Origin of the sequence: Arthrobacter glacialis (assembly GCF_002909415.1) — a bacterium.
Lineage (GTDB): Bacteria > Actinomycetota > Actinomycetes > Actinomycetales > Micrococcaceae > Specibacter > Specibacter glacialis.
This window is the reverse complement of the sequence record NZ_PPXB01000004.1, coordinates 314,784-341,316: the sequence shown is the minus strand read 5'-3', so window position 1 is coordinate 341,316 and position 26,533 is coordinate 314,784. Positions and strand designations below refer to the sequence as shown.

The 26,533-nt window shown below is 60.6% G+C and carries 24 protein-coding genes, 1 other RNA gene, 1 pseudogene and 1 riboswitch; of the genes and pseudogenes, 18 read left to right on the top strand and 8 right to left on the bottom strand.

The features are described from left to right. Window positions 1–5: 5 nt before the first annotated feature. Window positions 6–1,622, bottom strand: coding sequence for a hypothetical protein (locus CVS28_RS06845; protein ID WP_133159075.1), 1,617 nt, complete (start codon window positions 1,620–1,622; stop codon window positions 6–8). A 107-nt stretch (window positions 1,623–1,729) separates the two neighbouring features. Here CVS28_RS06845 and CVS28_RS06840 point away from each other — a divergent pair, with 107 nt between their 5' ends. The 16 genes and pseudogenes from CVS28_RS06840 (at window position 1,730) to ssrA (ending at window position 17,342) form a co-directional block, all read left to right on the top strand. After that, complete coding sequence (locus tag CVS28_RS06840) at window positions 1,730–2,893, top strand: glycosyltransferase (protein ID WP_165788089.1); 1,164 nt, start codon at window positions 1,730–1,732, stop codon at window positions 2,891–2,893. 358 nt (window positions 2,894–3,251) lie between these two features. Beyond that, a complete protein-coding gene (locus tag CVS28_RS06835; RefSeq protein WP_103481068.1) occupies window positions 3,252–5,324 on the top strand; it encodes an acyltransferase family protein in 2,073 nt (690 codons plus the stop codon). A gap of 213 nt (window positions 5,325–5,537) precedes the next feature. Next, window positions 5,538–6,761, top strand: coding sequence for a TadA family conjugal transfer-associated ATPase (locus CVS28_RS06830; RefSeq protein WP_103481067.1), 1,224 nt, complete (start codon window positions 5,538–5,540; stop codon window positions 6,759–6,761). Beyond that, a complete protein-coding gene (locus tag CVS28_RS06825) occupies window positions 6,761–7,615 on the top strand; it encodes a type II secretion system F family protein (RefSeq protein ID WP_103464625.1) in 855 nt (284 codons plus the stop codon). The genes CVS28_RS06830 and CVS28_RS06825 overlap by 1 nt, the downstream gene beginning before the upstream one ends. Next, window positions 7,612–8,550, top strand: coding sequence for a type II secretion system F family protein (locus tag CVS28_RS06820; RefSeq protein WP_103481066.1), 939 nt, complete (start codon window positions 7,612–7,614; stop codon window positions 8,548–8,550). The genes CVS28_RS06825 and CVS28_RS06820 overlap by 4 nt, the downstream gene beginning before the upstream one ends. 72 nt (window positions 8,551–8,622) lie before the next feature. Next, window positions 8,623–8,877 (top strand): hypothetical protein, encoded by a 255-nt coding sequence (locus CVS28_RS06815; protein ID WP_243399736.1) that lies wholly within the window; start codon window positions 8,623–8,625, stop codon window positions 8,875–8,877. Window positions 8,878–8,921: 44 nt separating this feature from the next. Next, a complete protein-coding gene (locus CVS28_RS06810; RefSeq protein ID WP_103464623.1) occupies window positions 8,922–9,269 on the top strand; it encodes a TadE/TadG family type IV pilus assembly protein in 348 nt (115 codons plus the stop codon). Further along, window positions 9,250–9,696: a hypothetical protein gene (locus CVS28_RS06805; RefSeq protein WP_165788088.1), complete on the top strand. Its 447-nt coding sequence runs from the start codon at window positions 9,250–9,252 to the stop codon at window positions 9,694–9,696. Before CVS28_RS06810 ends, CVS28_RS06805 begins: the two co-directional genes overlap by 20 nt. Before the next feature lie 95 nt (window positions 9,697–9,791). After that, complete coding sequence (locus tag CVS28_RS06800; protein WP_243399735.1) at window positions 9,792–10,199, top strand: pilus assembly protein TadG-related protein; 408 nt, start codon at window positions 9,792–9,794, stop codon at window positions 10,197–10,199. A gap of 56 nt (window positions 10,200–10,255) precedes the next feature. Further along, window positions 10,256–11,374 (top strand): peptide chain release factor 2, encoded by a 1,119-nt coding sequence (prfB, locus tag CVS28_RS06795; RefSeq protein ID WP_103464622.1) that lies wholly within the window; start codon window positions 10,256–10,258, stop codon window positions 11,372–11,374. 193 nt (window positions 11,375–11,567) lie between these two features. Continuing rightward, window positions 11,568–12,263 (top strand): annotated as a pseudogene (ftsE, locus tag CVS28_RS06790) (cell division ATP-binding protein FtsE); the annotation flags it as partial. Window positions 12,264–12,481: 218 nt separating this feature from the next. After that, the gene (gene ftsX / locus CVS28_RS06785) at window positions 12,482–13,396 is read left to right on the top strand and encodes a permease-like cell division protein FtsX (protein WP_103464620.1); all 915 of its coding nucleotides are present in this window, start codon (window positions 12,482–12,484) and stop codon (window positions 13,394–13,396) included. A gap of 110 nt (window positions 13,397–13,506) precedes the next feature. After that, complete coding sequence (locus CVS28_RS06780; RefSeq protein ID WP_103481064.1) at window positions 13,507–14,922, top strand: M23 family metallopeptidase; 1,416 nt, start codon at window positions 13,507–13,509, stop codon at window positions 14,920–14,922. 118 nt (window positions 14,923–15,040) lie between these two features. Then, window positions 15,041–15,511: an SsrA-binding protein SmpB gene (gene smpB / locus CVS28_RS06775; protein WP_103464618.1), complete on the top strand. Its 471-nt coding sequence runs from the start codon at window positions 15,041–15,043 to the stop codon at window positions 15,509–15,511. A 93-nt stretch (window positions 15,512–15,604) separates the two neighbouring features. Then, entirely contained in the window at window positions 15,605–16,870 is a 1,266-nt protein-coding gene (locus tag CVS28_RS06770) for a glycoside hydrolase family 3 N-terminal domain-containing protein (RefSeq protein ID WP_243399734.1), read from the top strand. A 106-nt stretch (window positions 16,871–16,976) separates the two neighbouring features. Beyond that, window positions 16,977–17,342, top strand: a transfer-messenger RNA (tmRNA) gene (gene ssrA / locus CVS28_RS06765). Window positions 17,343–17,920: 578 nt separating this feature from the next. Here ssrA and CVS28_RS06760 read toward each other — a convergent pair. The 3 genes from CVS28_RS06760 to CVS28_RS06750 are packed head-to-tail and all read right to left on the bottom strand — an operon-like array spanning window position 17,921 to window position 19,807. Beyond that, window positions 17,921–18,628, bottom strand: coding sequence for a hypothetical protein (locus CVS28_RS06760; protein ID WP_103481063.1), 708 nt, complete (start codon window positions 18,626–18,628; stop codon window positions 17,921–17,923). Then, window positions 18,625–19,359, bottom strand: coding sequence for a hypothetical protein (locus CVS28_RS06755; RefSeq protein WP_103464615.1), 735 nt, complete (start codon window positions 19,357–19,359; stop codon window positions 18,625–18,627). The genes CVS28_RS06760 and CVS28_RS06755 overlap by 4 nt, the downstream gene beginning before the upstream one ends. Before the next feature lie 52 nt (window positions 19,360–19,411). Then, window positions 19,412–19,807 carry a hypothetical protein gene (locus tag CVS28_RS06750; protein WP_103464614.1) on the bottom strand — a complete coding sequence of 132 codons (396 nt, stop codon included), beginning with the start codon at window positions 19,805–19,807 and terminating at the stop codon, window positions 19,412–19,414. Between the two features lie 325 nt (window positions 19,808–20,132). Here CVS28_RS06750 and CVS28_RS06745 point away from each other — a divergent pair, with 325 nt between their 5' ends. Continuing rightward, window positions 20,133–20,432 (top strand): DUF4193 domain-containing protein, encoded by a 300-nt coding sequence (locus CVS28_RS06745; protein ID WP_103464613.1) that lies wholly within the window; start codon window positions 20,133–20,135, stop codon window positions 20,430–20,432. A gap of 93 nt (window positions 20,433–20,525) precedes the next feature. Beyond that, window positions 20,526–22,181 (top strand): AMP-binding protein, encoded by a 1,656-nt coding sequence (locus CVS28_RS06740; protein WP_103464612.1) that lies wholly within the window; start codon window positions 20,526–20,528, stop codon window positions 22,179–22,181. 26 nt (window positions 22,182–22,207) lie between these two features. On the opposite strand, the gene CVS28_RS06735 is transcribed toward CVS28_RS06740, so the two are convergent. The 4 genes from CVS28_RS06735 to hisN form a co-directional block, all read right to left on the bottom strand. Continuing rightward, the gene (locus CVS28_RS06735) at window positions 22,208–22,969 is read right to left on the bottom strand and encodes a metal-dependent transcriptional regulator (RefSeq protein WP_103481062.1); all 762 of its coding nucleotides are present in this window, start codon (window positions 22,967–22,969) and stop codon (window positions 22,208–22,210) included. Between the two features lie 22 nt (window positions 22,970–22,991). After that, window positions 22,992–23,762 carry a class I SAM-dependent methyltransferase gene (locus tag CVS28_RS06730; RefSeq protein WP_103481061.1) on the bottom strand — a complete coding sequence of 257 codons (771 nt, stop codon included), beginning with the start codon at window positions 23,760–23,762 and terminating at the stop codon, window positions 22,992–22,994. A 65-nt stretch (window positions 23,763–23,827) separates the two neighbouring features. Beyond that, window positions 23,828–25,237: an aminotransferase class V-fold PLP-dependent enzyme gene (locus tag CVS28_RS06725; protein ID WP_103464609.1), complete on the bottom strand. Its 1,410-nt coding sequence runs from the start codon at window positions 25,235–25,237 to the stop codon at window positions 23,828–23,830. 43 nt (window positions 25,238–25,280) lie between these two features. Beyond that, a riboswitch (SAM riboswitch) is annotated at window positions 25,281–25,394 on the bottom strand. Window positions 25,395–25,542: 148 nt separating this feature from the next. Beyond that, a complete protein-coding gene (gene hisN / locus CVS28_RS06720; protein ID WP_103464757.1) occupies window positions 25,543–26,358 on the bottom strand; it encodes a histidinol-phosphatase in 816 nt (271 codons plus the stop codon). Window positions 26,359–26,533 lie beyond the last annotated feature (175 nt).

Here is a 26,533-nt window from a genome sequence, read left to right as displayed (position 1 = left end):
CCAGCTTAGTGAAAAGTATCTTCCGGAGTGAAAAGCCGGCAATGACTGTTCCAGGTGTCTGTTAGAAATTCATCGGCGTAAGCGCCCAGCAGATTTCCGCCGCTGCGTGTGTATGCGAAGAGTTCGGCGGGGCTCATGCCCTGAACAAACCAATTGAATCCCATGGGGTGATTCTGCACGGCCCGTGCCGTGACAAACCCTTCGACGACCCGGAGCAGCCCAACGCGACCCAAGATGCGCTTAACGGCATCCCGACGGCTTTTCGGGACGTCGGTGGGGGCAAAAGTTCCCAAGTCCTGACCGGTTGTGGCCCCGTACCGCCGGTTGACATAGCCTTCATACCAGTCCCGGTTGCGCGTGATGTTGGGGTGCAAGTCCCCCCATGCCAGGTAGACTTCCCTGTCCAACATGGGCAAGGCCCAGTCATAGCCAAAGAACTCGTAGTTTCGCACGGAGTTATTGATGTACTTGGTTTGGCGCTCACGGACATTCCAGTACTCCAACGCTGTCAGCCGTGACACTGCTGAGCCGTCATAGCCAATCTGGTCCAAAAAGGCATCAATGGTTCTTGTCAGGCGCACGTTCCTGTGGGCTGCGCCATTGTCCGGCTGCAGTGTGTAGTGGTGCTTCAGTATCAGTTCCTTGATGTCGTCCCTGGATGTGCTTTCAGCCTCAAGGATGGCGTCGTCATGCATATTGCCCACAATGGTGTGCCCCGGCAAGAAAATGGCGTCGTCGTCAATCAGGCCCTCCTCCTTGAGCCAGCGAACTGCGTACCAGTCTTGAATATGTGGCAGTGAGGCTCCGGCATGGGTGAACTCAATGAAGTCGGCGGTTTCCGGGGTGTCCCAGGCATCGCGGATTGTTGCCTCGTCGTAGCGGCAGAAAAGCCATTTTTGGTCCAGGGCAGCGGCCACTTGCTCGCTGATCAGCACCTCGCGTGTTTTGCCGGTGCCGTAGGTGAAATTCACAACATTGGTGTAGCCGGCGTCCTTGAGATAGACACTCAACAGCCGTGAATCCAGGCCGCCGCTGAGGGGCACCACCAGCTGGCGCCCCTTGGCGTGGGCCAGGAGCCTGGACATGGAGGCATCCAGGGCGGCGGTGAAGTGTGCGTCAACGGCGGCCGTTTCTTCCAGACGTAGGGCAGAATACTGGATTTGACGGTAAAAATTCTGTGAAATGTCGCCTGTGGCGCTGATGGTCACGAGTTCACCGGCTTGAACTTGACGCACGTCTGCGTGGACAGTGTTGCTTCCCGCTACGTAGGCCCCATGACGGAATTCGATCCGTGAGTCGTAGTCAGCCACATAGTCGGGGCCCGAGCCGGCCAAGGCTGAAACGCCGTCGGAAACTCGGGCAACATTGCCCGTCACGGTGTAAAAGATCGGGAAACTGCGAATGGGGTCCTCAATGAGGAGAATCCTTTCCGGGCCAACAACCACTGCCGCAAAATGCCCGGCAACCGTTCGGAGGCCTTCGGTGAGGGAGTCGACGTCGTCCATCAGCCGGCACAGCTGGGCGTCACAGGATGCATCACCCATGACCCAGAGGGTTGTTGTAGCGGAAACGGTGTGGGTTCGCCATTGACTGCGGGCAAGGATGGGAGACTCGAGAGGCATTCCGCTATTCTCTCACCGCCCATGTGGGCACCCGTGCAGTGGAGGCCTCCGCGCCCACACGTAGAATGTCACAGACCGCCACCAAAAAATTTAGGGGACCACAGGAAATGCACGTTCTGTTTTTACCGTCTTGGTACCCAGCAGACGAGACTGACTTTTCCGGCAGTTTCTTCATCGAACAGGCTCAAGCGGTGGCGCTTGCCGGTCACGATGTTGGTGTTGTCAGTGTCAAGGGCATCCCCATCTATTCGCCGGCGCAACTGCGTGGCCGGGCGCCCGGTATTCGCCGCAGCGTTGAATCAGGGATCTCCACGTACCGGCTGGACAAGGTGCTGCCCTTTCCCAAAGTTCCTGGCGGAAACGAACGGGTCCTCCTGCACGCATGGCGTGTGCTGCTCACCCGGTACATCAGCGAAAATGGGTTGCCGGATGTCCTGCATGCCCACGCCATGTTCCCGGCGGGAATCGTGGCGCACGCGCTGTCTGACGAATTTGGGATTCCCTTCATTGTCACTGAGCACAGGCCTTCATCCGTGGGGCGGCTCCAAGAAAAATGGAGTGGTGTGCATGGGCGCCGGGCGGCGTATGCCGCCTCGGCGCTTGTCGCCGTTGCCCGGGGGTTTGTGCCAGTGCTCAATGAGGCTTACGGAATTGCTCCGGACAAGTGGCAATACATACCGGGCCTTCTCAGCCCTCAATTTCAGGATATTGCCACTCGTGATGTTCCCCAAGGCCCTTTCGTCTTTGGTCACGTTTCACATCTGGATCCGGGCAAGCGCGTGGACCTGCTCATTGAGGCTTTTGCAGAGCAATTCAGCAATGTTGACAACGTCCGGCTGAGGATCGCCGGGGATTCGGTTCACAAGGCGGCCTTGGAAGCCCTTGCTGGCAGGCTGGGAATCGCAAAAAAAGTGGACTTCATCGGGGCCGTTCCACGGAATGGGATTGTGGCGGAGTTCAGCTCTGCCCATGTTTTTGTGCTGCCCAGTGCTGCCGAAGCCTTTGGTACCGTCCTCTGGGAAGCCATGGCTTGTGGGCTGCCGTTGGTCTCAACAGCTACGTGGGCCGGCACGAACGCGGTTGTTGAAAGCAACGGCTTATTGGCTGGCATTGACAGCCTGGCAGAACTTGGCGAGGCCATGGTGCGGATCCGGAAGGACTTTGATTCCTATGATCCGGCGACGATCCGAACTATTTGCGTGGACCATTGTGGACGTGCTGCCTTTGTCTCTCAATATGAGGCTACCTATGCCAAGGCGATTGCCGGGTAGCAGGCCACAGGAGTGAGGTGCGTTGCACTTGTTTGTTGCGCATGGATCCGAGGGCGGGGTGGATGCTCACAACCTTGTGGCTGTCGGCCAGGGGCAAAAACCCGAGTGCGCTGAATGTGGTTCGGCTGAGAGAGGCCGAAGCCAAAACACATTTCGGCAACGGCCAGCAAGTGCCACGCTGACGCCTGATCAGGCCGTCAGGCATGGCCAAACAAGGGATTCCAGGGGCTGGGGCGGCGCCTGTGAGTAGCATGTGAACTTGATCCCTTTATGTGAACGGTTGGTAACGAATTGGTATACTAGACGGGGGGATCGATGCTGCAGGTTTGGCAGCAAAATCATCTAGGGGTATCAATTTATGACGCAGGGCACCATCCAGAAGCTGGGAGCCAAGGGGAGAAGAGCAGCATCTAAGCGTGCTCCAATGTCGGAGACGACGGGCCGGAAGTTTCTTCCAGAAGTCCAAGGCTTGCGAGCCTTGGCAGTGCTTATGGTGGTTGCCTACCATGTCTGGTTTGGCCGTATTTCCGGCGGAGTCGATATCTTTCTTCTGGTGTCAGCATTCTTGTTGACAGGCCAGTTCACGCGAAAGCTTGAATCAGGCAACGCGTTGGAACTACTCAAATACTGGGTTCACCTATTCAAACGCCTCCTGCCAATGATCGCCGTGACGTTGTTGGCCACCCTCGGCGCCACCTACTTGTTTCTGCCCGAATCCAGGTGGAGCAGTATTTTTGGCCAAACGTGGGCGTCCTTGTTCTACTATCAGAACTGGTTTCTCGCCTCTGAAGCTGTGGATTACTACGCAGCTGACCACAGTGTAGCCAGCCCCCTGCAACACTTCTGGTCCCTGTCGATCCAGGGACAAATTTTCATCCTTTGGCCGCTCATTTTTGCTGGCGCAGCAATCCTTGCACGTGTTTTCCGCTTGCGAGTACGGGTGCTATTGCTCTACATGTTCGGCGCGGTCTTCGCCAGCTCCCTCATATTCTCGATCATCACGACAAATACCAACCAGACATTTGCCTACTTTGATACCAGGGCCCGGCTCTGGGAATTCGCTTTGGGTTCCCTTCTCGCCTTGGTTTTGCCGTATCTTCAATTCAGCCGAGGAACACGAGTAGTCCTGGGCTGGCTGGGTGTCGTCGCGATGTTGGCTTGCGGACTTGTCCTGCAGGTGGGTCAACAGTTCCCTGGCTATATGGCCCTGTGGCCCACGTTGGCGGCAGCATGCATCATTGTTGCCGGATTTACTAATAGTAAATTTGGCGCCGACAGATTCCTCAGCATGAAACCCCTCGTCAAACTTGGCGACAGTTCCTACGCCCTGTACCTTTTCCATTGGCCCATTCTTGTCGTCTTCCTCGTTGCGTCAGGACGAGACCAGGCCGGACCCAAGGCAGGACTGGCCATCATTGTGGCCTCAATCCTTGCGGCATGGGCAATGACAAAGTGGGTTGACACGCCCTTGCGCCGCAATAAATGGATTGAACAAAAACGCCGCCGTGCACTCACTGTGATTGTTGTGTGTGTCTCTATTGTGGCTCTGCCTCTGACCGCTTGGCAGGTGCACGTCACCAATGTCAACAATTCACTGTTGGCTGGGTCCAGTAAGAATAATCCCGGTGCAGCATCTCTCTGGTCTGGATACGTGGATCAGTCTGAACCGGGTTCGCCCCTCCTTCCGACATTTACGGCTGTCGCGGGTGATTGGCCCACATTCTCAGGGTCGTGCGAGTCCGACGCTGAAGAACTCATCAACCGTTGCACGAATGAGGTGACTAACGGGTCAAAGAGCGTCTTTGTGATTGGAAGTTCACACGCGCACGTGCTCAATACGCCCATTCTGGCCATGGCGGAGAAGAATAATTGGAGCGTCACTTCCATAACCAAGGGGTATTGCCCCCTTGGAACGGACACTACAGCAGGAATCTCAGATAGCTGCGTGGATTTCAATAAGGAAACCATGGCAGAAGTTCTTGCTGCCAAGCCCGATTTGGTGGTGACGACCAGCACTCGAACCGACACTGCCGTAGGGGTTGCAGAACGCCTTGATCCAACGTGGGTTGATGAAGTATCGGCACTCAATGCGGCTGGCATTAAGGTTGTTGCCTTGCGGGACACGCCGCGCTTTGCGCAAAGCGTCCCTGCTTGCCTAGAGCAAAACCCCAACGACTTCACGGCATGCGACGCGCCAAGAGCCGAGCTATACCAGCCCGCTTCGCCTACCGATGCTGTGGCAGGGTCGCTGCCAAATACGACGTTCCTGGATTTGACTGAGAACTTCTGCAATAGCACCATGTGTCCGGCGGTCATTGGAAACGTCATCGTCTACAAGGACGACAACCATGTCACGGCAACCTATATGAAAACGCTTGACCCAGTGTTCGACCGCGATTTTCGGGCTGCCACCGGCTGGTCCATGAATTAGCTTTCCAAGACGAGATCCATGGTGGTGCGGCTTGAAGCGGTTGTGACGGCCGGTGATTGTTTCCGTCGTAAGAGTCAAAACAGGCACCAGCACGACACAGTCAGGCAAGAGTTGTCCACAGATTGCTTTTTGCCACTGGTGCTACCCATATCCGGGGGCTAGGCTCCTGAACACAGGGTAGGGGAGCGCCGCGAAGGGGCGGGAGTGGTTTGAGTGGATGCACTGGCACTGGTTGAGGATGAAGTCCGTGAACTCATCCGCCGCAAAGGCCTTGATCCGCTCCGGCAGGGCCCCGAGGTGCGCGAGCTGGTGGATGCAGCCGTCAACGACTATGGTGAACGGTCACTGCTGGGCGCTGTCCCAGCCCTCGCCCAGGGCGAGGATGCCAGACGGCACGTGTTTAACGCCGTCGCCGGTTTCGGTGCACTCCAGCCCTTCCTCGATGATCCTGACATAGAAGAAATATGGATTAACGCCCCGAACCAGGTATTTGTGGCACGGCACGGGGAGTCGGAACTGACAGGCGTCACCTTCACCGCACAGCAAGTGCGGGACCTGGTGGAACGGATGTTGAAAAGTTCCGGCCGGCGGCTGGATCTCAGCTCGCCCTTTGTGGATGCCGCCCTCCCGGATGGTAGCCGTTTGCACGTGGTGATTCCCGACATCACCAAGAACCACTGGGCCGTGAACATCCGCAAATTTACGGCCCGGGCCAGCCGGCTTGACCACCTGGTTGAGTTGGGTTCCCTGACCCCGCAGGCCGCCCGGTTTCTGGGTGCCGCCGTCAGCAGTGGATTGAACATTCTGGTCTCCGGCGCCACCCAAGCCGGCAAAACCACCATGCTGAACTGCCTTGCCGCAGGGATTGGTTCACGCGAGCGGGTGGTCACCGTGGAGGAAATCTTTGAGCTGAGACTGCCCCTGCGGGATGTGGTGGGGCTGCAATGCCGCCAGCCCAATTTAGAGGGTGCCGGTGAAATCCCGCTGCGGCGTCTGGTCAAGGAGGCGTTGCGCATGCGCCCGGACAGGCTCATTGTGGGTGAGGTGCGTGAGGCGGAGAGCCTGGACATGTTAATTGCCCTGAATAGTGGCCTTCCCGGGATGGCTAGTGTTCATGCCAATTCGGCCCACGATGCCGTTGTGAAAATTTGCACCCTGCCACTGTTGGCCGGCGAGAACATTACAGCAGCCTTTGTGGTGCCAACTGTGGCCGCTTGCATCGATCTGGTGGTGCACTGTGTCAGGGCGCCCAATGGCAAACGCAGCGTGGGCCAAATTCTGGCCTTGGGCCGCCGGGTGGAGAACGGCATTATCGAGTCGGCGATGGTGTTTAGCACCGTCAACGGCATCCTGAGCGCCTCAGAGACTGCCATGCCGGCACCGGAGAAATTCGCCGCCGCCGGCTACAGCGTGGCCACGCTCATGGGGGATTCCTAGTGTCAGCCCTGGTGGGGCTGCTGGCCGGGATGGGGTTGTTCCTGATCTGGAGCGCCTGTTGGAGTGCGCCGGCGCGGCAGATGTCTCCGGGGCATGCCAGCAAAGTGGCGCAACTGCTGGCGCAGGCAGGGCTGCCCCAAGTCACCCCGGCTTCCCTGGTGGCCAGTGCAGCCGGGCTCGCTGCGCTGGTGGCGCTGCTGGTCCTTGTGCTCACGGGGGCGCCCGCCATCGCCGCGTGTTTGGCGCTGCTGAGCGGCTATGTGCCCTTCGCCCTGTTGCGTGCCAGGGCACGACGCCGGAGCGCAGTCATGCGCGAACTCTGGCCCGAGGTTGTGGACCACCTGCGCTCAGCCATCAGGGCGGGCCTGTCCTTGCCCGAGGCTTTGGTCCAGCTGGGTGCCAAGGGCCCCGAGCAGTTGCGTGCAGAATTTCAGTCCTTTGGGGCGGACTACCGGGCGACGGGTCAATTTGAGGGTGCCCTGCAAAAACTCAAGGCCAGGCTGTCAGACCCCGTGGCAGACAGAATCATTGAGGCTCTGCGGCTGACCCGGGATGTGGGCGGATCGGATCTGGGCAAGCTGTTGGGGACGCTCTCTGAATTTCTGCGTGACCACGCCAGGACACGGAGCGAACTCGAAGCCAGGCAATCCTGGACGGTCAATGCCGCCCGGTTGGCCGTGGCAGCACCGTGGCTGGTCCTGATGCTGATGGCCACCAGACCCGAGGCCATCGCCGCGTACAACTCCCCAGCAGGGTGGGCTGTGCTGGGTGGCGGACTGCTGATCTCGGTGATCTGTTACCGGGTCATGCTGCGCATCGGTGCACTGCCGCAAGAACAGCGGGTGTTGCAATGAACGGTCATTTGCTGGTTGTCATCGCCGCCGGGCTGAGCCTGGGCGTGGGCTTGTGGCTGACCCTTGTCAGGCTCCCTGCCATGCGCAAACCCAGCTTTGCCCAGCGCGTCGAACCACAACTTCGCTCGGTGGCCAGCCGGTCCAAACTCCTGGACAACGACGATGACCGCACGCTGTTTGGCCCGCTTGAGCGGATCCTTCGGCTGCTCCTCTCCGATGCCGCGCACAGGCTGGGGCGCTTCAACGTCAGCGTCCACGGGCTCAGCGCCCGGCTGGACCAGGCCGGACGCAGCGAGACCGCCCTGGAATTCCGGGCCAAGCAACTCCTATTTGCCGGAGTGTGGCTCATCGCCGGAATTCTCCTCTCGCTTGTGCTTTTGTGGCAGGGCAACATCAACGCCATGGGAGCAGTGACGTTGACCATCGGCCCCATGGTGGGCGGTTACCTGCTCTACGACTACCTGCTCGGCTCCGCGATCCGACGCCGGCAAACACGAATGCTGGCCGAATTCCCGGCACTGGCAGAACTCATGGCCTTGGCTGTGGGGGCGGGGGAAAGCGCAGCCAGTGCACTGGAGCGGGTGGCGCGCACCTCCAACGGGGTCCTCTCTGGCGAGTTTGGCAAGGTCCTAGCCCAAACACGCACCGGCATGCCGTTGGTGGAAGCCCTGAACCAGTTTTCCGAGCGCGTGAATGTTGGGGCCCTGGCGCGCTTTGTCGACGGGATCACTGTGGCCGTCAACAGGGGTACGCCACTGGCAGAGGTACTTCGCGCCCAAGCCCAGGACGTCCGTGATGTGGCCAAGCGGGAGCTGATGGAATCGGCGGGGCGCAAAGAGATTGCCATGATGGTTCCACTCATTTTTGGCGTGCTCCCGCTGACGGTGGTTTTTGCCGTTTTCCCGGGCCTGGCACTCTTGCAACTTGGCTTCTAATGAACATGCCCACAAACCTAGCTAGACCAGCACCACAGGAACTCACGCAGCACTATTCGGAGAGGAATCATCATGAACAAAATACTGGGGCTGGGGGTGGCGGCGCTCATCGTGGGAAAACACTTGCTCAAGACGTTGACACGGCGCCTGAGCCAGCAATTTCCCCAATTTTCCTTGCGTCCGGCAGTGCAGCGAACACGTGGCGATGTGCCAGGTTGGGTGCTCATCACCTTGATGAGCGCGGTGCTGGTGGCCGGGCTGCTGGCCATCGCGGGACCGGCACTGGAAAGACTCTTCAACCAGGCCATGGACCAGGTCCAGCCCTAAGAGCATCGACGGTCCGCTCTGGCCTGCGGGAGACAGGTGCGGCAGTGGTGGACTTTGTTCTGGTGGGCGCACTGGTCACAGTGATATTCGTGGCCCTGCTCCAACTGGCATTGGCCCTGCACGTTCGCAACACCGTGGCCGACGCCGCATCCTCGGCTGCCAGATATGGTGCGTTGGGGGATAGGACGGCAGCTGACGCCCAGGAACGGGCCGCCCATCTGGTGGGTACCGCGCTGGGACCGAACTTTGTTCAGGACGTCTCGGTCAGCGTGGAAACCCAGAACGGGCTGGACGTTTTGCGGGTGTCCATTACCGCCCCGCTGCCGTTGATAGGGCTCTTTGGTCCGGCCCGTTCCCTGGAGATGAGCGGCCATGCAGTCATTGCGAAGTAGCACCCTGCCAGCTTCGAGGGCAGAAGAGGGCAGTGCCATTGTCGAGTTCATCTTTTTGGCAGTGCTTCTGATGGTGCCAGTGGCGTACCTGATCCTGACCGTGGGCCAGATCCAGGGCGGGGCCTACGCCGTGGTGGGTGCGGCAGATCAAGCAGCCAAAGTGTTTGTCATGGAGCCCGACCTCCCCGCCGCGCAGCTGGCTGCGGAACAAGCAGTCCGGCTGGCCGTCCAAGACATGGGCTTTGACGCGGGCGCTGCCGAACTGACCATTAGCTGCAGTGCCGGCTGCCTCACGCCGGGCACAACCGTCAGTGCGCATGTGCAGTTGCGGGTGGAACTGCCCGTGGTGGGGGCAGTGCCCGGCGTTAACGCCAACGCCGCCACAGTGGACTCGACTGCCACCCAGAAAGTAGGCCGGTTTAGATGACGGCGCCAAACAAAACGCCCACACCGGCCAGCACGCCCGCGGCACCCGCGGCGGACAGGGCGGCGGCCCAAGCCGGCAACACGGAAGGCCAAGTCATGGTGCTCCTGATTGGCTACGTCCTGCTGGCGCTGCTGATAGTCACGGTGGTGTCCGCCGCCGGCAGCCTGTACCTCGGCCAGAAAAAACTGCTCTCCATGGCTGACAGTGCCGCGCTCGCAGCCGCTGACACCTTTGAGCTCAACGGCGGCAGCGCCAACAGCGACCCGGGCACGCTGCTCACCAACCAGGGTGTGCTTGCCGCGGCCCAAAACTACCTGGGCAGCATCCCGGAGCCGGAGCAGATCAGCAACGTTGTCCTTGAATCGGCCACGGGGGCCGATGACGGGCGAACCGCGCAGGTGAGCATCACCGGCGTCGTGCATCCCCTGTTCATCAACTTTCTGGTGCCTGAGGGCATCTCCATCACGGTGACAAGCACGGCCCGCGCCAATCTGTTGCTGTGACACCGGCACAGGGGATCGCCGCCCAGACCGCCGCGTATGCCGTAGGCTTGAATACCATGGCAGAGATCGATTTTCCCGCAGAGATCCGCGCGTTACGCGCAACCTATACCTCCATCGAGCAAGTCTCCGAGGTGGAGAAGCTCCTGGAGGATATTGAGGATCTGTCCGACCAGGCTGGCTCACCCAATCTGTGGGATGACCCCGCCGCGGCGCAGAAGGTCACCTCCAAGCTCAGCCATGCCCAGTCAAAACTTGAAAAGTTGCGCACCCTGGAAGCCCGGATCGATGACCTTGAGGTCTTGGTTGAGCTGGCCCAGGACGAGGGCGACGCCGATTCTCTCGCCGAAGCGGCCAAAGACCTCCCGGGGCTGCAAAAGTCCCTGCAGGATTTGGAAATTGTCACCCTGTTGGCGGGGGAGTACGACGAGCGCGAAGCCGTTATCACCATCCGCTCCGGCGCCGGTGGCGTGGACGCCGCAGACTTTGCCCAAATGTTGCTGCGCATGTACCTGCGCTGGGCCGAACGCCACGGCTACCCCACGGCTGTTCTGGACACCTCCTATGCCGAAGAGGCCGGGCTCAAATCCGCCACCTTTGAAGTCAAGGCGCCCTACGCATTTGGCACCTTGAGCGTTGAAGCCGGCACGCACCGCCTAGTCCGGATCAGCCCCTTCGACAACCAGGGCCGGCGCCAAACCTCCTTTGCCGCCGTTGAAGTTATTCCGCTCATTGAGACGACGGACAGCATCGAGATTCCCGACAACGACATTCGTGTAGACGTGTTCCGGTCCTCGGGCCCCGGCGGGCAGTCCGTGAACACCACCGACTCTGCCGTGCGCCTGACTCACCTCCCCACGGGCACTGTGGTGTCCATGCAGAATGAGAAGTCGCAGATCCAAAACCGTGCCGCCGCCATGCGTGTGCTGCAATCGCGCCTGCTGCTGCTGAAAAAGGCTGAGGAAGACGCCACGAAGAAGGCCATGGCCGGGGATGTGAAGGCGTCGTGGGGGGACCAGATGCGCTCCTACGTGCTCAACCCCTACCAAATGGTCAAGGACCTGCGCACGGAACACGAAGTTGGCAACGCTGCCGCCGTGCTCGACGGCGAAATCGACGACTTCATCGACGCCGGCATCCGCTGGCGTGCCGACAACCGCAACGCCGAAAAGGCATAGGTGCTTCAGGATGGGCCCTGCACCGCAGGGCCAGGCGGGTAACAGTAACGATCCAGTCTCGACACACCGGCTAGGAAACAGCAATCATCGGACATGGAGCCTATAGTCGTTATGCTGGCGGTTTCTTCCCCCAAACCTCTGCCCGGCCGTCAGCATGCCAGCGATTCGTCGCTGGGCGGGCAACGAAAAAGTCATGATTCGTTTTGAAAATGTGAGCATTGCTTACGATCGCAAGTCCAAGCCTGCGCTCGACGACGTCTCCTTGGATGTGGATCGCGGCGAGTTTGTGTTCCTCGTTGGCTCCTCGGGATCCGGCAAGTCAACGCTGCTGCGCCTGGTGCTCCGCGAGTACAAGACTCCGCACGGGCAGGTCTATGTGGCCGGCCAGAACGTGGCGAACGTGCCCAGCTGGCGTGTACCCAAGTTCCGGCGCGGCATTGGCGTGGTGTTCCAGGACTTCCGCCTCATTCAAACCAAGACAGTCTTCGCCAACGTGGCCTACGCCATGCAGGTGCTTGGCAAGTCCCGCGCCGCCATCCGCACCGAAGTGCCACGTGTGCTTGACCTGGTGGGTCTGGCGGACAAGGGCCACCGCAAGCCCACGGAGCTCTCCGGTGGTGAGCAGCAGCGCGTGGCCATTGCCCGCGCCATTGTGAACCAGCCCGGCATTCTGTTGGCCGATGAGCCCACAGGCAACCTGGACCCCATCACCAGCGCCGGCATCATGGACATCCTGGACAAGATCAACCAAAACGGCACCACCGTCGTCATGGCCACCCACGATGATGACATCGTGAACTCCATGCGCAAGCGCGTCATCGAGCTGCGGCACGGCAAAGTGGTTCGAGATGAACATGCAGCCTTGTACACCTCCATGATCCCGGTTGTCCCGGTGGCAGGTGCGGCTCCGGCCCCGGAGCCCGTGAAGAAGGACGACGCCGAACCCCAGACCCGCCGCCAGCGCGCAGTCAGTGCGGCGGCCGCAGGTGACGGGGCCTCCGCCGCGGACTCCATGCCGCCGCGGCTGGAACGCAGGCGTGAGCGGGAATTCCCGCTGGGGGATGAGCCGAAGACAAGCACTGCAAACATTATGATTGAGGACCAACTGTGAGACTTGCTTTCATCATGAGCGAGTTGGGCAGCGGCCTGCGCCGCAACCTGACAATGGTCATTTCGGTGATCCTGGTGACATTTGTGTCGCTGACCTTTGTGGGCGCCGCCGGGCTGTTGCAAATGCAGATCGGCCAGCTCAAGGGCTTCTGGTATGACAAGGTTCAGGTCACCATCTACCTCTGCACTGACATACCGGCCAACTCCAACTGCGTGTCCGGGCCGGTCACACCGGATCAAAAAGCCACCATCGAGGGCATGCTCGAATCACCGGCTGTGAAGCCGTACATCGAGAACTGGACCTTTGAAACTCAGGAGGAGGCACTGGCCCACTTCCGTGAGCAGTTTGCCAACTCGCCCATGGTGGATTCGGTGGAAGCAGGAAACCTGCCCTCCTCGTTCCGCATCAAGTTGGACGATCCGGAAAAGTACCAGATCATCAACGAGACCTTCTCGGCCACGCCGGGAGTGGATTCGGTGGTGGATCAGCGCAAGGTCCTGGAGAAACTTTTCTCATGGATGAACATTGCCACCTATGTGGCCATGGGCGTGGCAGGGCTGATGATCATCTGTGCCGCCTTGCTGATTGCCACCACGATTCGACTTTCGGCCCAGTCGCGCATGCGAGAGATCGACATCATGCGCCTGGTGGGGGCATCCAAGACGGTGATCCAGCTGCCCTTTGTGCTTGAAGGCGTCATCGCCGCCACGATTGGTGCCTTGTTGGCATCCGGGGCTGTGTGGTCCATTGTGGTGTTCTTTATGGGCGGCTACCTTGCCGACGCCAACACCGGGACCCCGTTCATTTCCGCCCGTGAGGCGTTGGTGATCTACCCGGTCCTGATCCTGCTGGGTGTGGTGTTGGCCGGCGTAGCCTCGGCTGTTTCCCTGCGGAAGAACCTGAAAGTGTAGGGTGGGTGGGGGCCTTGTTACTCAAGGTGCTCGTGTGACTGGTGTTTCTAGTGGCAAAATTCGAGGAGCTATACGGCATGAATTCGAAATCAAGCGGGGGAATTGGATCAATGGAATCCTCCCCACTTGGGTCTAAACTCCCCAGCTCACGCCCTCTTTTCCGCCGTGTCAGCGGTGCAGTCGCAGTCCTGCTGGCTGTGGGACTGCTCGGACTGGTGCCGCCGGCACAGGCCGAGGATCTCAACGACAAGGCTGCCGCCCTGGAGCAGCAAGCCCAGGATGTGCAGTCATCCTTGGAGTTTGTTGATTCGGGCATTGCCCAGTCGGCTGCCGACCTGGTCACGTACCAGGGCCAACTGCCGGGTGCCCAGGCAGCACTGACGGAAGCACAGAATCGTGTCAGCGCTGCTGCTGCCGAGTCCAGTTCCTTGGCGGCCCGCATTGACCTGGCCCAGCAAAGCAAGGACAAGATCACGGCACAAATTGCTGCCGATGCCGAAAAGGCCACCGCCACCAAGGCATTGATCGGGCAAATTGCCGCCCAGTCCTACAAGGCTGGCGGCCTCCCGGCCAACCTCACCCTGATTCTGGGTGCCGGATCCACCACTGACCTTGCCAACTCGATTGACCTAGCGGAGCAGGCCCTGCGCAGCCAGACGGCTGCCCTGGAGCAGCTGAGCGCACAAAAGGCCACCAATCAAAACGCCCAGGCGCGCTTGGTTGCCGTTGAAGCTGAGATCAAGGACCTGAAGCAGAAGGCTGACGCTGCGTTGGCCGCGGAGCAGGTGGCACGAGATGCCGCCGCCGCCCAAAAGGCAACAGTGGATAAGCTGATCGCCGATTCTGCCGTGTTGAATGCCAAGTTGGCCGCCGAAAAGCCGCGCATCCAGGCCAAGCTCAAGGCTGTTGAATCTGAGAAATACGCCGTGGCTGCCCAAATTGCCGAGATGCAGCGCAAGGAACTTGAGGCCGCGCAAGCAGCCGCCAAGGCCGAAGCCGAACGCCTAGCCCGCGAACAGGCCGCCAACCAGGGCAACGGCGGTGGCGGCTATGTGCCCCCGCCCTACGTTCCCCCGGCACCCGGGAACCCATCAGCTTTTGGGCTCCGCCACCCCTTCGCCGGCAACATCCCCATCACCTCACCCTTTGCCAGGAATCGCCCGGTTCCCCCGGGATCCGCTGACTTCAATGGCACCGGGTACTACGATCACACGGGTGTTGATTTTGGTGCCCAGTGTGGCACTCCGGTTTATGCCCCAGCCGACGGAACAGTTAAGATTGCCGGACAAACAACTGTTGTTTACGGTGGCGGAAATGTTTTGTACATCAGCCACGGCGTGGTCCAGGGCAATGCCTTGATGACTGTTTTCTACCACAACGCTTCGGTGGTTGTTTCAGCCGGACAGCGGGTCAGTGCGGGTCAGCTGGTGGCTTACTCCGGAAACACCGGAAACTCCACCGGCTGCCACGCCCACTTCGAAACATGGCTCAACGGAGTTCCCGTTGATCCCATGGGGCTGCTCTAAACGCTGTTGCCCGCACTGCCCCGGCAGGTAGTTGCTACACTGGGGTTTCGCGCCAGCAAGAAGTTGCCGGCGACAGAGCACGCACCATTCGTTTTAACCTAAGTCAGAGGAGTCAGCTGTGCCCAAAGAAAGTGGCCGTAAGGTTGTGGCCACCAACCGCAAGGCCCAGCACGATTACCACATCATGGACACCTATGAGGCCGGACTGGTCTTGATGGGCACCGAGGTGAAGTCGTTGCGCGAGGGCAGGGCATCGCTGGTTGACGGATTTGGCACTTTCTACAATGACGAATTGTGGATTGAGGCCGTCTACATCCCTGAGTACCTCAACGGGAGCTGGACCAACCACACGGCCCGGCGACGGCGCAAGCTGCTGTTGCATCGTGAGGAGCTGGATAAGATTGCCTCCAAAACTCGCGAATCCGGCTACACCATCGTGCCGTTGCAGCTGTACTTTTTGGACGGCCGAGCCAAGATTGAAATTGCCATTGCCCGCGGTAAGAAAGAGTACGACAAACGCCACGCGCTTCGCGAAAAGCAGGACAACCGTGAAGCCCAGCGGGTCATGCGGGAGAAGAACCGCAGCTAGTTCCCGCGCCACTTACTTGCACGGGCCGGGCCCCAATCAGGGCAGCTGCACTAGGGTAAAGGCAACATCCTCTGTTACGAAAGGCAGATTGTGATGGCGCTGCGAGGAAAACGCTGGTGGATACTCGGAACCAGCCTGGTGGTGGTGGCCCTAGTGGCGACCTTTGCCCTGCTGTATGGCGGCACACAAAACCGCGGACCCACAGGGAACCCCGGCGCAACGGATACGGCCGTTGCCTCGCCCGCCGCAAGCACTGCCGAAACCCCAACGCAGCGCCCAAGCCAGGCTCCGGCGTCGAACACTCCATCCGGCGCAGCGGCCAGTGCCACGTTGGCGGCCATGAGCCTGGAACAAAAAGTGGGCCAAGTTCTGATGGTGTCCTCGCCCGTGACAGGAGCCGACGCCGATTCGCGCTACGCCGTGGAAACCTTGTATGTGGGCAATGTGTTCATGAAGGGGCGCAGCACGGCCGGACAAGCCGGGATTGCTGCCCAAGTGGCTGACATTGCGGGCCATATTTCCGGGGAGCGCACGGCAGGGGCCAGACCCTTCGTGGCCACTGACCAAGAGGGCGGCCTGGTGCAGATCATGCGCGGCCCCGGTTTTGCGGACATGCCCCAAGCCATTGAGCAGGGGCAGTTGCCTGCGGCGGACTTGCTGGCCGAGGCGACCACGTGGGGGCAGCAACTGGCCGCTGTGGGTGTCAACGTGAACTTGGCTCCAGTCATGGACACAGTGCCCAGCGCTGCATTTGCCCCTCAGAACGCCCCCATCGGCGCGTTTGGGCGCGAATTTGGCTACACCCCGGACCTCGTGGCGAGCCATGGCGTGGCCTTCGCCCAGGGCATGGCTGCGGCGGGGGTTCAAGCAACCGTCAAGCATTTCCCCGGACTGGGCCGGGTCACCCTGAACACCGACGTTTCTGCCGGCGTGAGCGATGACATCACGGTGCGCAACGACGCCTATATTGAGCCGTTCCGTGCAGCAGTGAACGCCGGAGTCCCGTGGTTGATGGTATCCAACGCTCTTTATCCCAAGATTGATGCCGCAAATTTGGCGCCGTTCTCAAGCGTCATTGTCACCGACATGGTGCGCGGTGACTTGGGCTTTGCGGGGATCATCGTCAGCGACGACATTTGCGACGCCGTTCAGGTCTCCACAGTGCCCGTGGCCCAACGCGGCGTGGACTTCCTTGCAGCCGGCGGCACCATGGCGTTGTGCACCAATCAGTCCCTGCTGCCGCAGATGTACGCCGGGCTGCTCACGGCGGCACAGGGCGATCCTGCCTTTGCCGCCAAGGTGGACGCAGCGGCGCTGGTGGTCCTGCAGGCCAAAGCGGACAAGGGGCTTCTTAACTAGCACGGTTCAACTAGCACTGTGGGAATAAAACCCCCGGGCAATGCGCTAGCATGGATAGACCACGGTGAATTTCGCAAGGATGCAACCGCGGGTTGAAAAAACAATAGGGGATGATCGGTTTCGACGGTGTTAGTCGAGACAGGTGAAGCGGGTCGAGGATACAGGGTTAACTCGTAAACGATCTCTGTAAAACATAAGTGCTGAATCAAATCGCACTGACTTCGCTCTTGCTGCCTAAGCAGTAAGACAGTCCGTCAGCCCGGGAATGCTCTCGTCCCGGATCCTGGCGTCATTTAGAGGGCCACTGCTCTAAGTTCTTGTTGTAGGCACTTAGGGGACTCTTATACAACTGGGCCTGGCAGCTACTTGTTTGCGAGATAGCTGGGGCCGAGAAAAACCGATGCAAACTGCACCCGGAGAAGCCCTGACAAAGCAACATCGGACGGGAGTTCAATTCTCCCCATCTCCACATCCCTATTGGGACCTGTTCCCCGCCCTCGTGGTGGGGGGCGGGTCCTTTTTTGTGCCCGACGCCGGTTGCTGCGGGTTTGTGAACTTATGCGTTGGACTCGTGTTGGGTTTGGCGCATGCGTGTTTATGCGTTGGACTCGTGCTGGGTTTGGCGCATATGTTCATGGTTTCGCCGTGTTGGGATACCAGCGTCCATCAGTTCCTGCACAAAGGGTGCCGCTGGCAAGCCTTTCCATAGACCGCTGCAACCATCAAATGCCATGGGAGGGCCTACCTGCTCCATGGGGTCGGGATCCCGGCCTAGTCGATGTTGGTGGCCGTGGTGGGGGCCAGGGGGGCCTACAGACTGCCGCCAGTGGAGTGATCAACAGCGTCCGCGGGATAGGTTGCAATCGCAATCTCCGATGCCCGTACGTCCTTAAATACTAAGTGGTGGCCCGGTAACTAAACCGAACCACCACTTACCCCCAAAGATTTGGTGAGCTAGACATTGGCATGCTTTGTTCACACATTCATTAGTATGCCAGAAACTAATGGAAAAGTGCACATTTATCATTTCGAGTGGCAAACCCCAGCAGGCTAGGCCCGCGGTCCGCCGCGGACCCGCCGTCGGCCGAAGGAGATCCACACCAGCACCAGGCCGACGGCGACAAACAAGATGGCGGCAAAGGTCATGATGTCAACGGCCGGCCAGTTCCTCCACAGTGGAAGTCGCAGCGGCACTGTGGCACAGACAAGGGCGAAGCCGACGAGCATGGAAAAAGCCGCGGTCCGGTCTATGGCGGGTCTGCGGGAGAAGGCAGCCTTGGCTGTCGCCACCACCACGCAGGCAGAGGCGTAGGTGGTGTACGCAACGCCGAACCACATGTACGCAGCTATCTCAGGCTGGCTGGTGAAGGCAACCAGACCCGTACTTGAGCCGTCCACATCGGCGAGCAAGTACGCGACACAAATGCCCAGCGAACACACCGCTAAAACAGCGACGCCCAGGGGACCCCGGATGAGTGCCCGAGCCAAGGGGGAATTATAGGCGGCGGCTACCCGGGACGTCAGGAGAAAGAAAACCCCAAAAATACTCAACCGCAACAGGACATTTGCCAGGTTTATGCCACCAAGCAAGGCATCAACTGGCAGGTAGATTGCTGGCAGGCTCAGGGCAACGCTGACAGTGGCCAAGGCGAAGGCCCATGAGAGCCCACGGTTGCGCCCCCCGAACAGGGAGGGGGAACGCCAGATGGTGCAGGCCAAGCAGACGGCCAGGGCAGTCCATTGCAGAATTACTGTCATCCCAAGTACTCCCAAACGTTGCGTGCGGCAGCTGTGTCATCTTCCGAGCGGCGCAAGACTCGGCTCAGTGCTTCCAATCGTTCCGCTGCCAATGAAGCCAGGACACTGTTGGCTGTTCCCCTTAGCGCGGAGGCGCAGGCGCCAGCAGCCCAGCCGGCCTCGGCTGGGGACAAGAAGCCGGTGGCCACCAGGCCGTTGGTCAGGCCCACACCGGCTATCCGGGCGCTGTCGATGGCCAACTCGGCGCTCAACCTGTTGGCGCTGATCTGAGCTGACAAATTCTGCGGTGCCATGGCTGCGTTCCTAGCAACTTTTTGCCTCAAGTCTGTTGGATCGATGGCGTCCAGCCATGCCCGCACCGAAGATCGATGGGGGATGGGGGAAAGCTCCACCGGTATGGGATCGTTCCCTGTCTCAGCCGCTACATTGCGATTGAGAATTTCCTGCAGTAGGTCGGCGTCGGAAATCTGGCTGAGCAGTTCCGCAGTAGTGGGCGCCTTGATACCGGAGACCAAGTCTTCGAGGTCCGGGAAGACGGACAACGAGGCCACCACCGGCAGGTCCAGGGAGCGGCTGACAGCTGCAATGGTGGCCAGTGAGACTCGCCCGCGAACCAGCTGCTGTGCCAGCGTGGAGCGCTTTATGCCAGCTGCGCGGCACACAGCCGCCTGACTTGTGGAGCCGGCAACATGGCTGAGCCACATTTGGAAATTCTTTGCTGCAACAGTCATTTTTTCATTCCCCCTGGCCCCAATCTAGAGCCAGTTTCACATGAGGACCAAGTTATTGCGGGTCTTGCGTGTCCACGATGCCACGGAAGCGGCTGCCCACGCCGTCGTATTCGCTGCGGCGCATGCCGGCACCTGGTGCGGGCAGCTCGGAGTCGTCGTGAAAATCGCAGATGACGTAGGTGAAATCTGGCCACCACTTTTTGGGCCGCGCCACCTCAAGGAAGTCGCAGAGATAACACCGCAAATCAACCCAAACGGGGCGTTTGCCCGTGGCATTGGCCCGGGATTGTGCGAGCCACGCCGGAGGGTTTGTATCCATCGAGGCTACGTCGGCCGCGCTCATTCGTGAAGGAATGCCGTTCCGTGCAGCCATTTCCGGCGGAATGTTCAATGCCTGGGCCACCTGGCGGCGATTCAGGGAAGAGTGTGAGGAATAGTTGTTTGCCATGTTCTCTTAAGGATAAGGCGCAGCCGGGCTGCTGGCGATTCAACCCCGCCTGCAGCCCGGCTGGCTCGGCGTTGTGGGCTTGTTCGCAGGCTCCAGTCCGGTCGTCAAAACCGCCGCCTTCGTTGGTGAGAATGCTCACAGGACGCCACTGTTGCTCGTCAAAGAGTGCGTAGTTTCGGCTTGAAGAGAGCAAAATTGCCTCCCGTACTCTATGCTGTGGGAAAACAGTGGGCAATTAAGGGCGCAATTCCAGCTTTCAGGGGCTATGATGAGGCGCTGAAACACCCAGCCGAAACCACGAACACCTCAGGAGTTTGAAAACCGCATGGCAACGGATTACGACGCACCCCGCAACAAGGACGAAGACCACGAGACAGAGTCGCTTCAGGCGCTCCAGGTTCAGCGTGGCGGTGCTCAGACGGCTCATATTGACGTCGAAGATTCAGACACGGCCGAGGGCATGGATCTGCCCGGAGCTGACCTCTCCAACGAGGAATTGGTAGTTCAGGTCATTCCGGCACAGGACGACGAATTCACATGCTCCTCCTGCTTCCTGGTCCGCCACCGCAGCCAGGTAGCGCGTGAAAAGAATGGCCTGCTGTTCTGCAAGGACTGCGAAGGCTAAACAGCCCCGCCGAAACACAGCGCGCAACAGCGTTGTGTGCAACAAGGGTTGGGAGCAACAAGGGTTGCGCGCAACACGACTCAGGAGCGGATCATGCAGGCACGTGTGCAGGAACTGTTGGACACCTTCGCCGTGCCCGGGGCATGTGCAGCTGAGCTGTTGTGCGATCGGCACCCCGCCAGCGCCACGGCCTTTACGGTCATTGCGGCCGACCAAAGTTTTGTTGATATTAGTTACGGCGAGCTGCGGGAGAAGTCCACGCAGTTCGCCGCTGCTTTAAGCTCTTTGGGAGTGCACCGTGGCGATCACGTGGCCACCTTGATGGCAAAATCGGCAGAACTTGTCATAGCCCTGCTGGGCATTTGGCGTCTGGGCGCCGTGGACGTTCCCTTGTTCACGGCCTTCGCCTACGATGCCATTGACTTCCGGCTGCAAGCCAGTGGTGCCCGCATAGTCATCTGCGACGCGGATCAGCGCAGCAAGCTGGTACCCCCGGGCGACGTTCCCACTGACGCCTCCCGCCTGGTTATTGTGGCCCGTGGTGAGGCCTATGGCTACGATGTCTCCCTGGCCGAAATGGTTGCCGGCAAAGGCGCCTTCGCCCAGCTTGAGAATTCTGCGGAGTACGACGGCGGGGCGGTTGCCGTTGGCGGCGACGGCCAGCTGGTGCAGCTGTTCACCTCAGGCACCACCGGCTCACCCAAAGGCGTGCCCATCCCACTGCGGGCCGTAGCCTCCTTTGTGGGCTACCAGGAATTTGGCCTGGATGTCCGTGTCGAGGACGTCTTTTGGAACATGGCTGACCCCGGTTGGGCGTATGGACTGTACTTTGCGTTGCTGGCGCCGCTGGCCACAGGAACCCGGTCGCTGCTGCTGACTGCCGGCTTCAACCCTGCGTTAACGTGGACTGTTATGGAGAAGTTCGGCGTTACCAACTTTGCTGCTGCACCCACCATCTACAGGTCGCTGCGCGCCGGCTCCACCCCCGGGCAACAACACTCCTTGCGCCGCGCATCCAGTGCCGGCGAGCCGCTGACCCCCGACGTCATCGCCTGGGGCCGCGACGTTTTTGGCTTGGAAGTCCGGGACCACTATGGCCAAACTGAACTGGGAATGGTGGCGGGAAATGCTTGGGCCGACGGCCTCCTGGCACCCCTGCGGTCAGGCTCCATGGGTGTTTCCCTGCCCGGCTGGAGGGTGAATGTGCTGGCTGAGCTCAAGGACGAACTGGCCGCCGACGGCGAACCCGGCCGGGTTGCCGTCAACGTGCAGGAAAGTCCCTTCATGTGGTTTGCCGGCTACGTCGATGCCGCCGGGAAAACTGCGCTGAGGTACAGTCCCGACGGTGCGTGGTACCTGACGGGCGACTCCGGACGGCGCGACAGCGACGGGTTCATTTACTTCTCCTCGCGCGACGACGACGTGATCATCATGGCCGGCTACCGCATTGGCCCCTTCGAGGTGGAATCTGTTTTGGTCAACCACCCCGGCGTCTCGGAAGCCGCGGTGGTTGGCACCCCGGATGAGATCCGCGGCGAAGTACTGGAAGCATTTGTGGTGCTGCGCGATCCGTCCGCCGCTGGCGACGCCATGGTGGCTGAACTGCAACAGTTGGTGAAAGACCGCTTTGCCGCCCACGCCTATCCGCGGCGCATTCACTTTGTGCCCGAACTTCCCAAAACTCCCAGCGGCAAGGTTCAGCGCTATGTGCTGCGCAAAGCCCGTGCAGCCATGAGGGACCTGCCCTAGGACCTTGGTGGGCAGGTCAGTAGACGCTAGCTGTTTGTTGCGCCGGAGTGCGGATTCATGAGGGAACCGCCGGTGAGGTCCTGTACTGAGCAGTCGGAGTGCGTCCCCGACGATGTCAGCCACAGCGAAATCGCAACCTCGTGTGCAAGAGCCAAGGGTCCGGCGTCGTGCGGGGCACTGAGCCTTTGCACCTCAATGCCGGCACCGAAGGGCAGCAGCCGCAACACCAGCAAGGCCGTATCCAGACCAATGCCGTGCTTCTCCAGGTACCGCAACAATTCCGGATCATGATCGCTGATGCGGCTGACACGCCCGCTGTGGCCGGCGTCGAGCTCGTCGAGCCGGTGCGAGGGGGCCATGATGATCCGGCCTTCCGGGTCCGGGATGGGATCACCGTGCGGGTCCCGGGTGGGATGGCCCAACTTGGCACTCATGCGCTCAATGAAGTGCTCGGACACGGCATGCTCCAGCTGTTCGGCCTCGTCGTGCACCTCATCCCAGGTGTAGCCAAGCTCGCTGACAAGGTAGGTTTCCAGCAGCCGATGCCTGCGCACCATGGACAGCGCCAGAGTTAGACCTCGCTCGGTCAGGTGGATGGGGCTGTACGGCTGGTGGTCCACCAAGCCCTGGTCCTTGAGTTTGCGGACCATTTCCGAAACCGAGGAATTGGCAACCCCAAGGCGGGTGGCTAAGGCGGTGGAGGTGATGGGTTTGTCCTGCCACTCCGTGTAGGCATAGATGACCTTGACATAGTCCTCGATGCTGGAGGAGGTGGCAGTTTGTTTCACAGAATCCAGCCTACCGCTAGGCTCAGAGTTTGTGCGTGCGCCAGGTCTGGGCCACGTAAGGCAGCTGGAGCTCTTCATCAGGAGAGTGACCCAGATGGTCAAGAAGGTACCACTGAAGATTTGCCATGACCTTGGCGCGGATGGGGTCCGAGGCCTTGAGGTAGTAGCTGCGGGATTTGGCCAGTTCCATGATGGCCTCTGGCGTCAAGGACTGGCTCCAGCGGGTGTTGTGCACGTGCGGAGCGGCGAATTCCTTACCAATGGTGGGGTGGAAGTCTGCCTTGTGGACGTCACCGGCATGCATGATGCGTGCCAGCCGGTGAACCCAAGGGATGCCGACGTCGAGCTGGTTCCAGATCAAGCCCAAGGTGCCGCCGGGGCGAAGTACGCGGGCAATCTCGGTACTGGCGGCGAGGGGATCGCACCAGTGCCACGCCTGCGCCACCACTGCCAGATCCATGGAGTTCACTGGCAGCTCAAGGTGTTCGGCCGTGCCCACAATGGTTGTGGTCCGGGGCAGCTCTGCGGCCAACTGGGTGAGCATGTCTGCCGAAGGGTCCACCGCCGTCAGATTCCAGCCGTGCCGGGCCAATAGTTGAGTGTACTTTCCCGTTCCCGCACCCACATCAAGGGCGTCCTTGATGGGGTGCGGGGAACCAGCGATTAGCCAGTCCAGGGAATCGCGGGGGTAGCTGGGACGGACCTGATGATAATGCTCCCCGCCTTCCAGAAATGCCGCAGCCATGTGCTTGCGCCGTTCCGCGTCGAAGACCGGTCCGCCTACCCCTGCCATAGTGCTCCCCTAAAGTTGTGCCGTTTTGCCCGTTCAACTTTACCGCGGGGGAGAGGGTGTGTTGTTTAAGTGTTGCAGGGGGCTGCGCCAGCGGTTCCGGGCGTGTTCGGGGCCCAGTGCGGGTACGCACGGTTGTCATCGGCGGGCACCCAGCGGCCGGCGTCAACCACGTAATCCCAGCCCAGCCCGTCACGCAACAGGGCACTGACACCCTCGATCAGGCGCTGTGCGTCCTCAAGCCGGGAACCCACACCAAAGCTGGCACGCAATGAACCCGACGGCAGGCCCAAACGGTTCAGCAGCGGGTGGGCGCAGAACTTGCCATCACGCACGCCCACGCCATGCTCGGCCGACAAGTAGGCGGCAACCAATCCGGCGTCGTACCCGGTGATGGAGAAGTTCACCACGCCGATGCTGCCGCACTCGGGGTAGTCTGCGGAGTCGGAGAACAGCGAATGGACGTTGACGCCCTCAATCGCGGCGAAGCCCGCCACCAGATACTCACGCAGCTGCTGTTCGTGGCTGTGCCAGTCCTGCGCGTCGAGTGCTGCCAGGGTGGCGGCGGCCTTGGCGAGAGTGGCGGCGCCCAAAACGTTGGGGGAGCCGGCTTCGTGGCGTGCGGGGCCGTCACTCCAGCGGGTTGATTCCAGTCGCACTTCCGTCACGGCGCCACCGCCGGCCAAATGCGGCTTGCCCGTGTCCAGCCAATCAGAGCGGCCCACCAAAACGCCCGCACCAAAGGGCGCGTACAGCTTGTGGCCGGAGAACGCCAGGTAGTCGATTCCGCTGGCGCTCAAGTCGATACGGCGGTGCGGGGCCAGTTGGGCCGCGTCAACCACAATGCGGGCGCCGTAGCGGTGGGCCAAGGCGGCCAGTTCATTGACGGGCAGCACCTCGCCCGTCACATTGGAGGCACCAGTGACGGCCAACAGGAGCACGTTGCCGGCCCGCAGCTGTGTTTCAACGCGGGCCAGGGTCGCTGCGATGGAATCCGCAGCCACCACTGAGCGGTGCGGCAGCGCCTGCCACGGAAGCAGATTGGCGTGGTGCTCAATATCCAGATACAGCACTTCGCCGTGAACGTTGGAGCGGCCCTCGGTGAACCCCTTTTGGGTCAGGATGCTTTGCACGCACCCGGCCAAGAGGTTCAAGGAATCTGTTGTGTGGCGCGTGAAGATGACGGTGTCATCGGGGCGGGCGCCCACAAAGTTGGCCACAATCTTGCGGGCATTCTCATACACGGACGTGCTGACCTGGGAGGCAAACCCTGCACCGCGGTGCACACTGGCGTAGTACGGCAAAACCTCGTTCAGGTGGGCGGCCACGTCCTCAAGTGCCGGGGCCGACGCCGCATAGTCAAGGTTGGCGTACCGCACCTGTCCGCCGTGGATCAAGGGGGCGTTTAAATCCTGGCCCACCACCGGCAACAAGGGAGATTTGGATAGGGATGTTTTTTCCAAAAGGGCGTAGCTCATGGGTAAATCCTTCGACACAAAGGACCCTTGGAAGGAGCCAAGAAGTCCGCGCTTGCCATGACCGCTCCGGCCTGACCTGGTCGTCACCCGGGGCACCCCGCCGCGAAAGGAGGGTTGCCGGCCAGCAAACCGGGGTTTAGCGCTGGCACTCGTGACCTATGCCAAAAAGATTAGCCCAAGAATAGAGTTCTCGCATTTGTTACGTCATGAAACGCACGCCGCCGTTGGGCCGGGGGCAGGCGGGCAAAAAGAACGACGGCGGAAGCCGCCGTCGTTCTTAATACGATTGAGCTAAATGCCGTGGATTAGCCCAGCAGATCGTCCCAGTTGGGGTTCAAACGCTGCAGGACTTCTGTGTGCAGGATGGAGTTGGTGGCCAAGGCGTTGCCGCCGAAGGGGCCGTCTGCTCCCTCCAGGGATGTGAATCGGCCGCCAGCCTCGGTCACGATCGGCACCAGCGCGGCCATGTCGTAGAGGTTTAGTTCGGGCTCGCAGGCGATGTCCACGCTGCCCTCGGCAACCATGCAGTAGGACCAGAAATCGCCGTACGCGCGGGTGCGCCAGACGTCGTCGGTGAGGGCAATGAACTCATCACGGTTGCCCCGTTCAGCCCAGCCGCTCAGAGACGAGTAGGACAGTGACGCGTCCTTGAGCTCTGCAACATTGGAGACGCGAATGCGGGTGGCGGCGGCCAGAGACTTGCCCATGTATGCGCCGGTGCCCTCGGCAGCCCACCACCGCTTGCCCAGGGCTGGGGCGCTGACCAAACCAACCACGGGGCGGCCCTCATCCACCAGGGCAATCAGGGTGGCCCAGACAGGAACTCCGCGCACAAAGTTCTTGGTGCCGTCAATGGGATCGATGATCCAGCGGCGTGTTCCATGACCCGTGCTGCCAAACTCCTCGCCCAACACCGCATCGCGGGGACGTACCCGGGACAGTTGGCTGCGGATTGACTCCTCGGCGGCCTTGTCAGCATCCGTCACGGGAGTCAGATCCGGCTTGGTCTCAACCTCCAGATCAAGGGCCTTGAAACGGGCCATGGTCAGCGAATCCACGCTGTCCGCCAACACATGGGCCAAGCGGAGGTCGTCGTTGTACGTCTGGGGTTCAATCGTCATGTACATCACGCTATCGCGATTTGTCCCAAACGCCCGTTACGACGCCCTCCGGCGCCTGAATGCCAAATAAACCCGTGGCAGTTGGGGTTGGCGGCGCTATTAGTGAACTTATGCGCTGAACCGGAGCCGGGTAGTGCGCATATCTAAATTCTTGTGAAGTTATGCGCAGAACCCA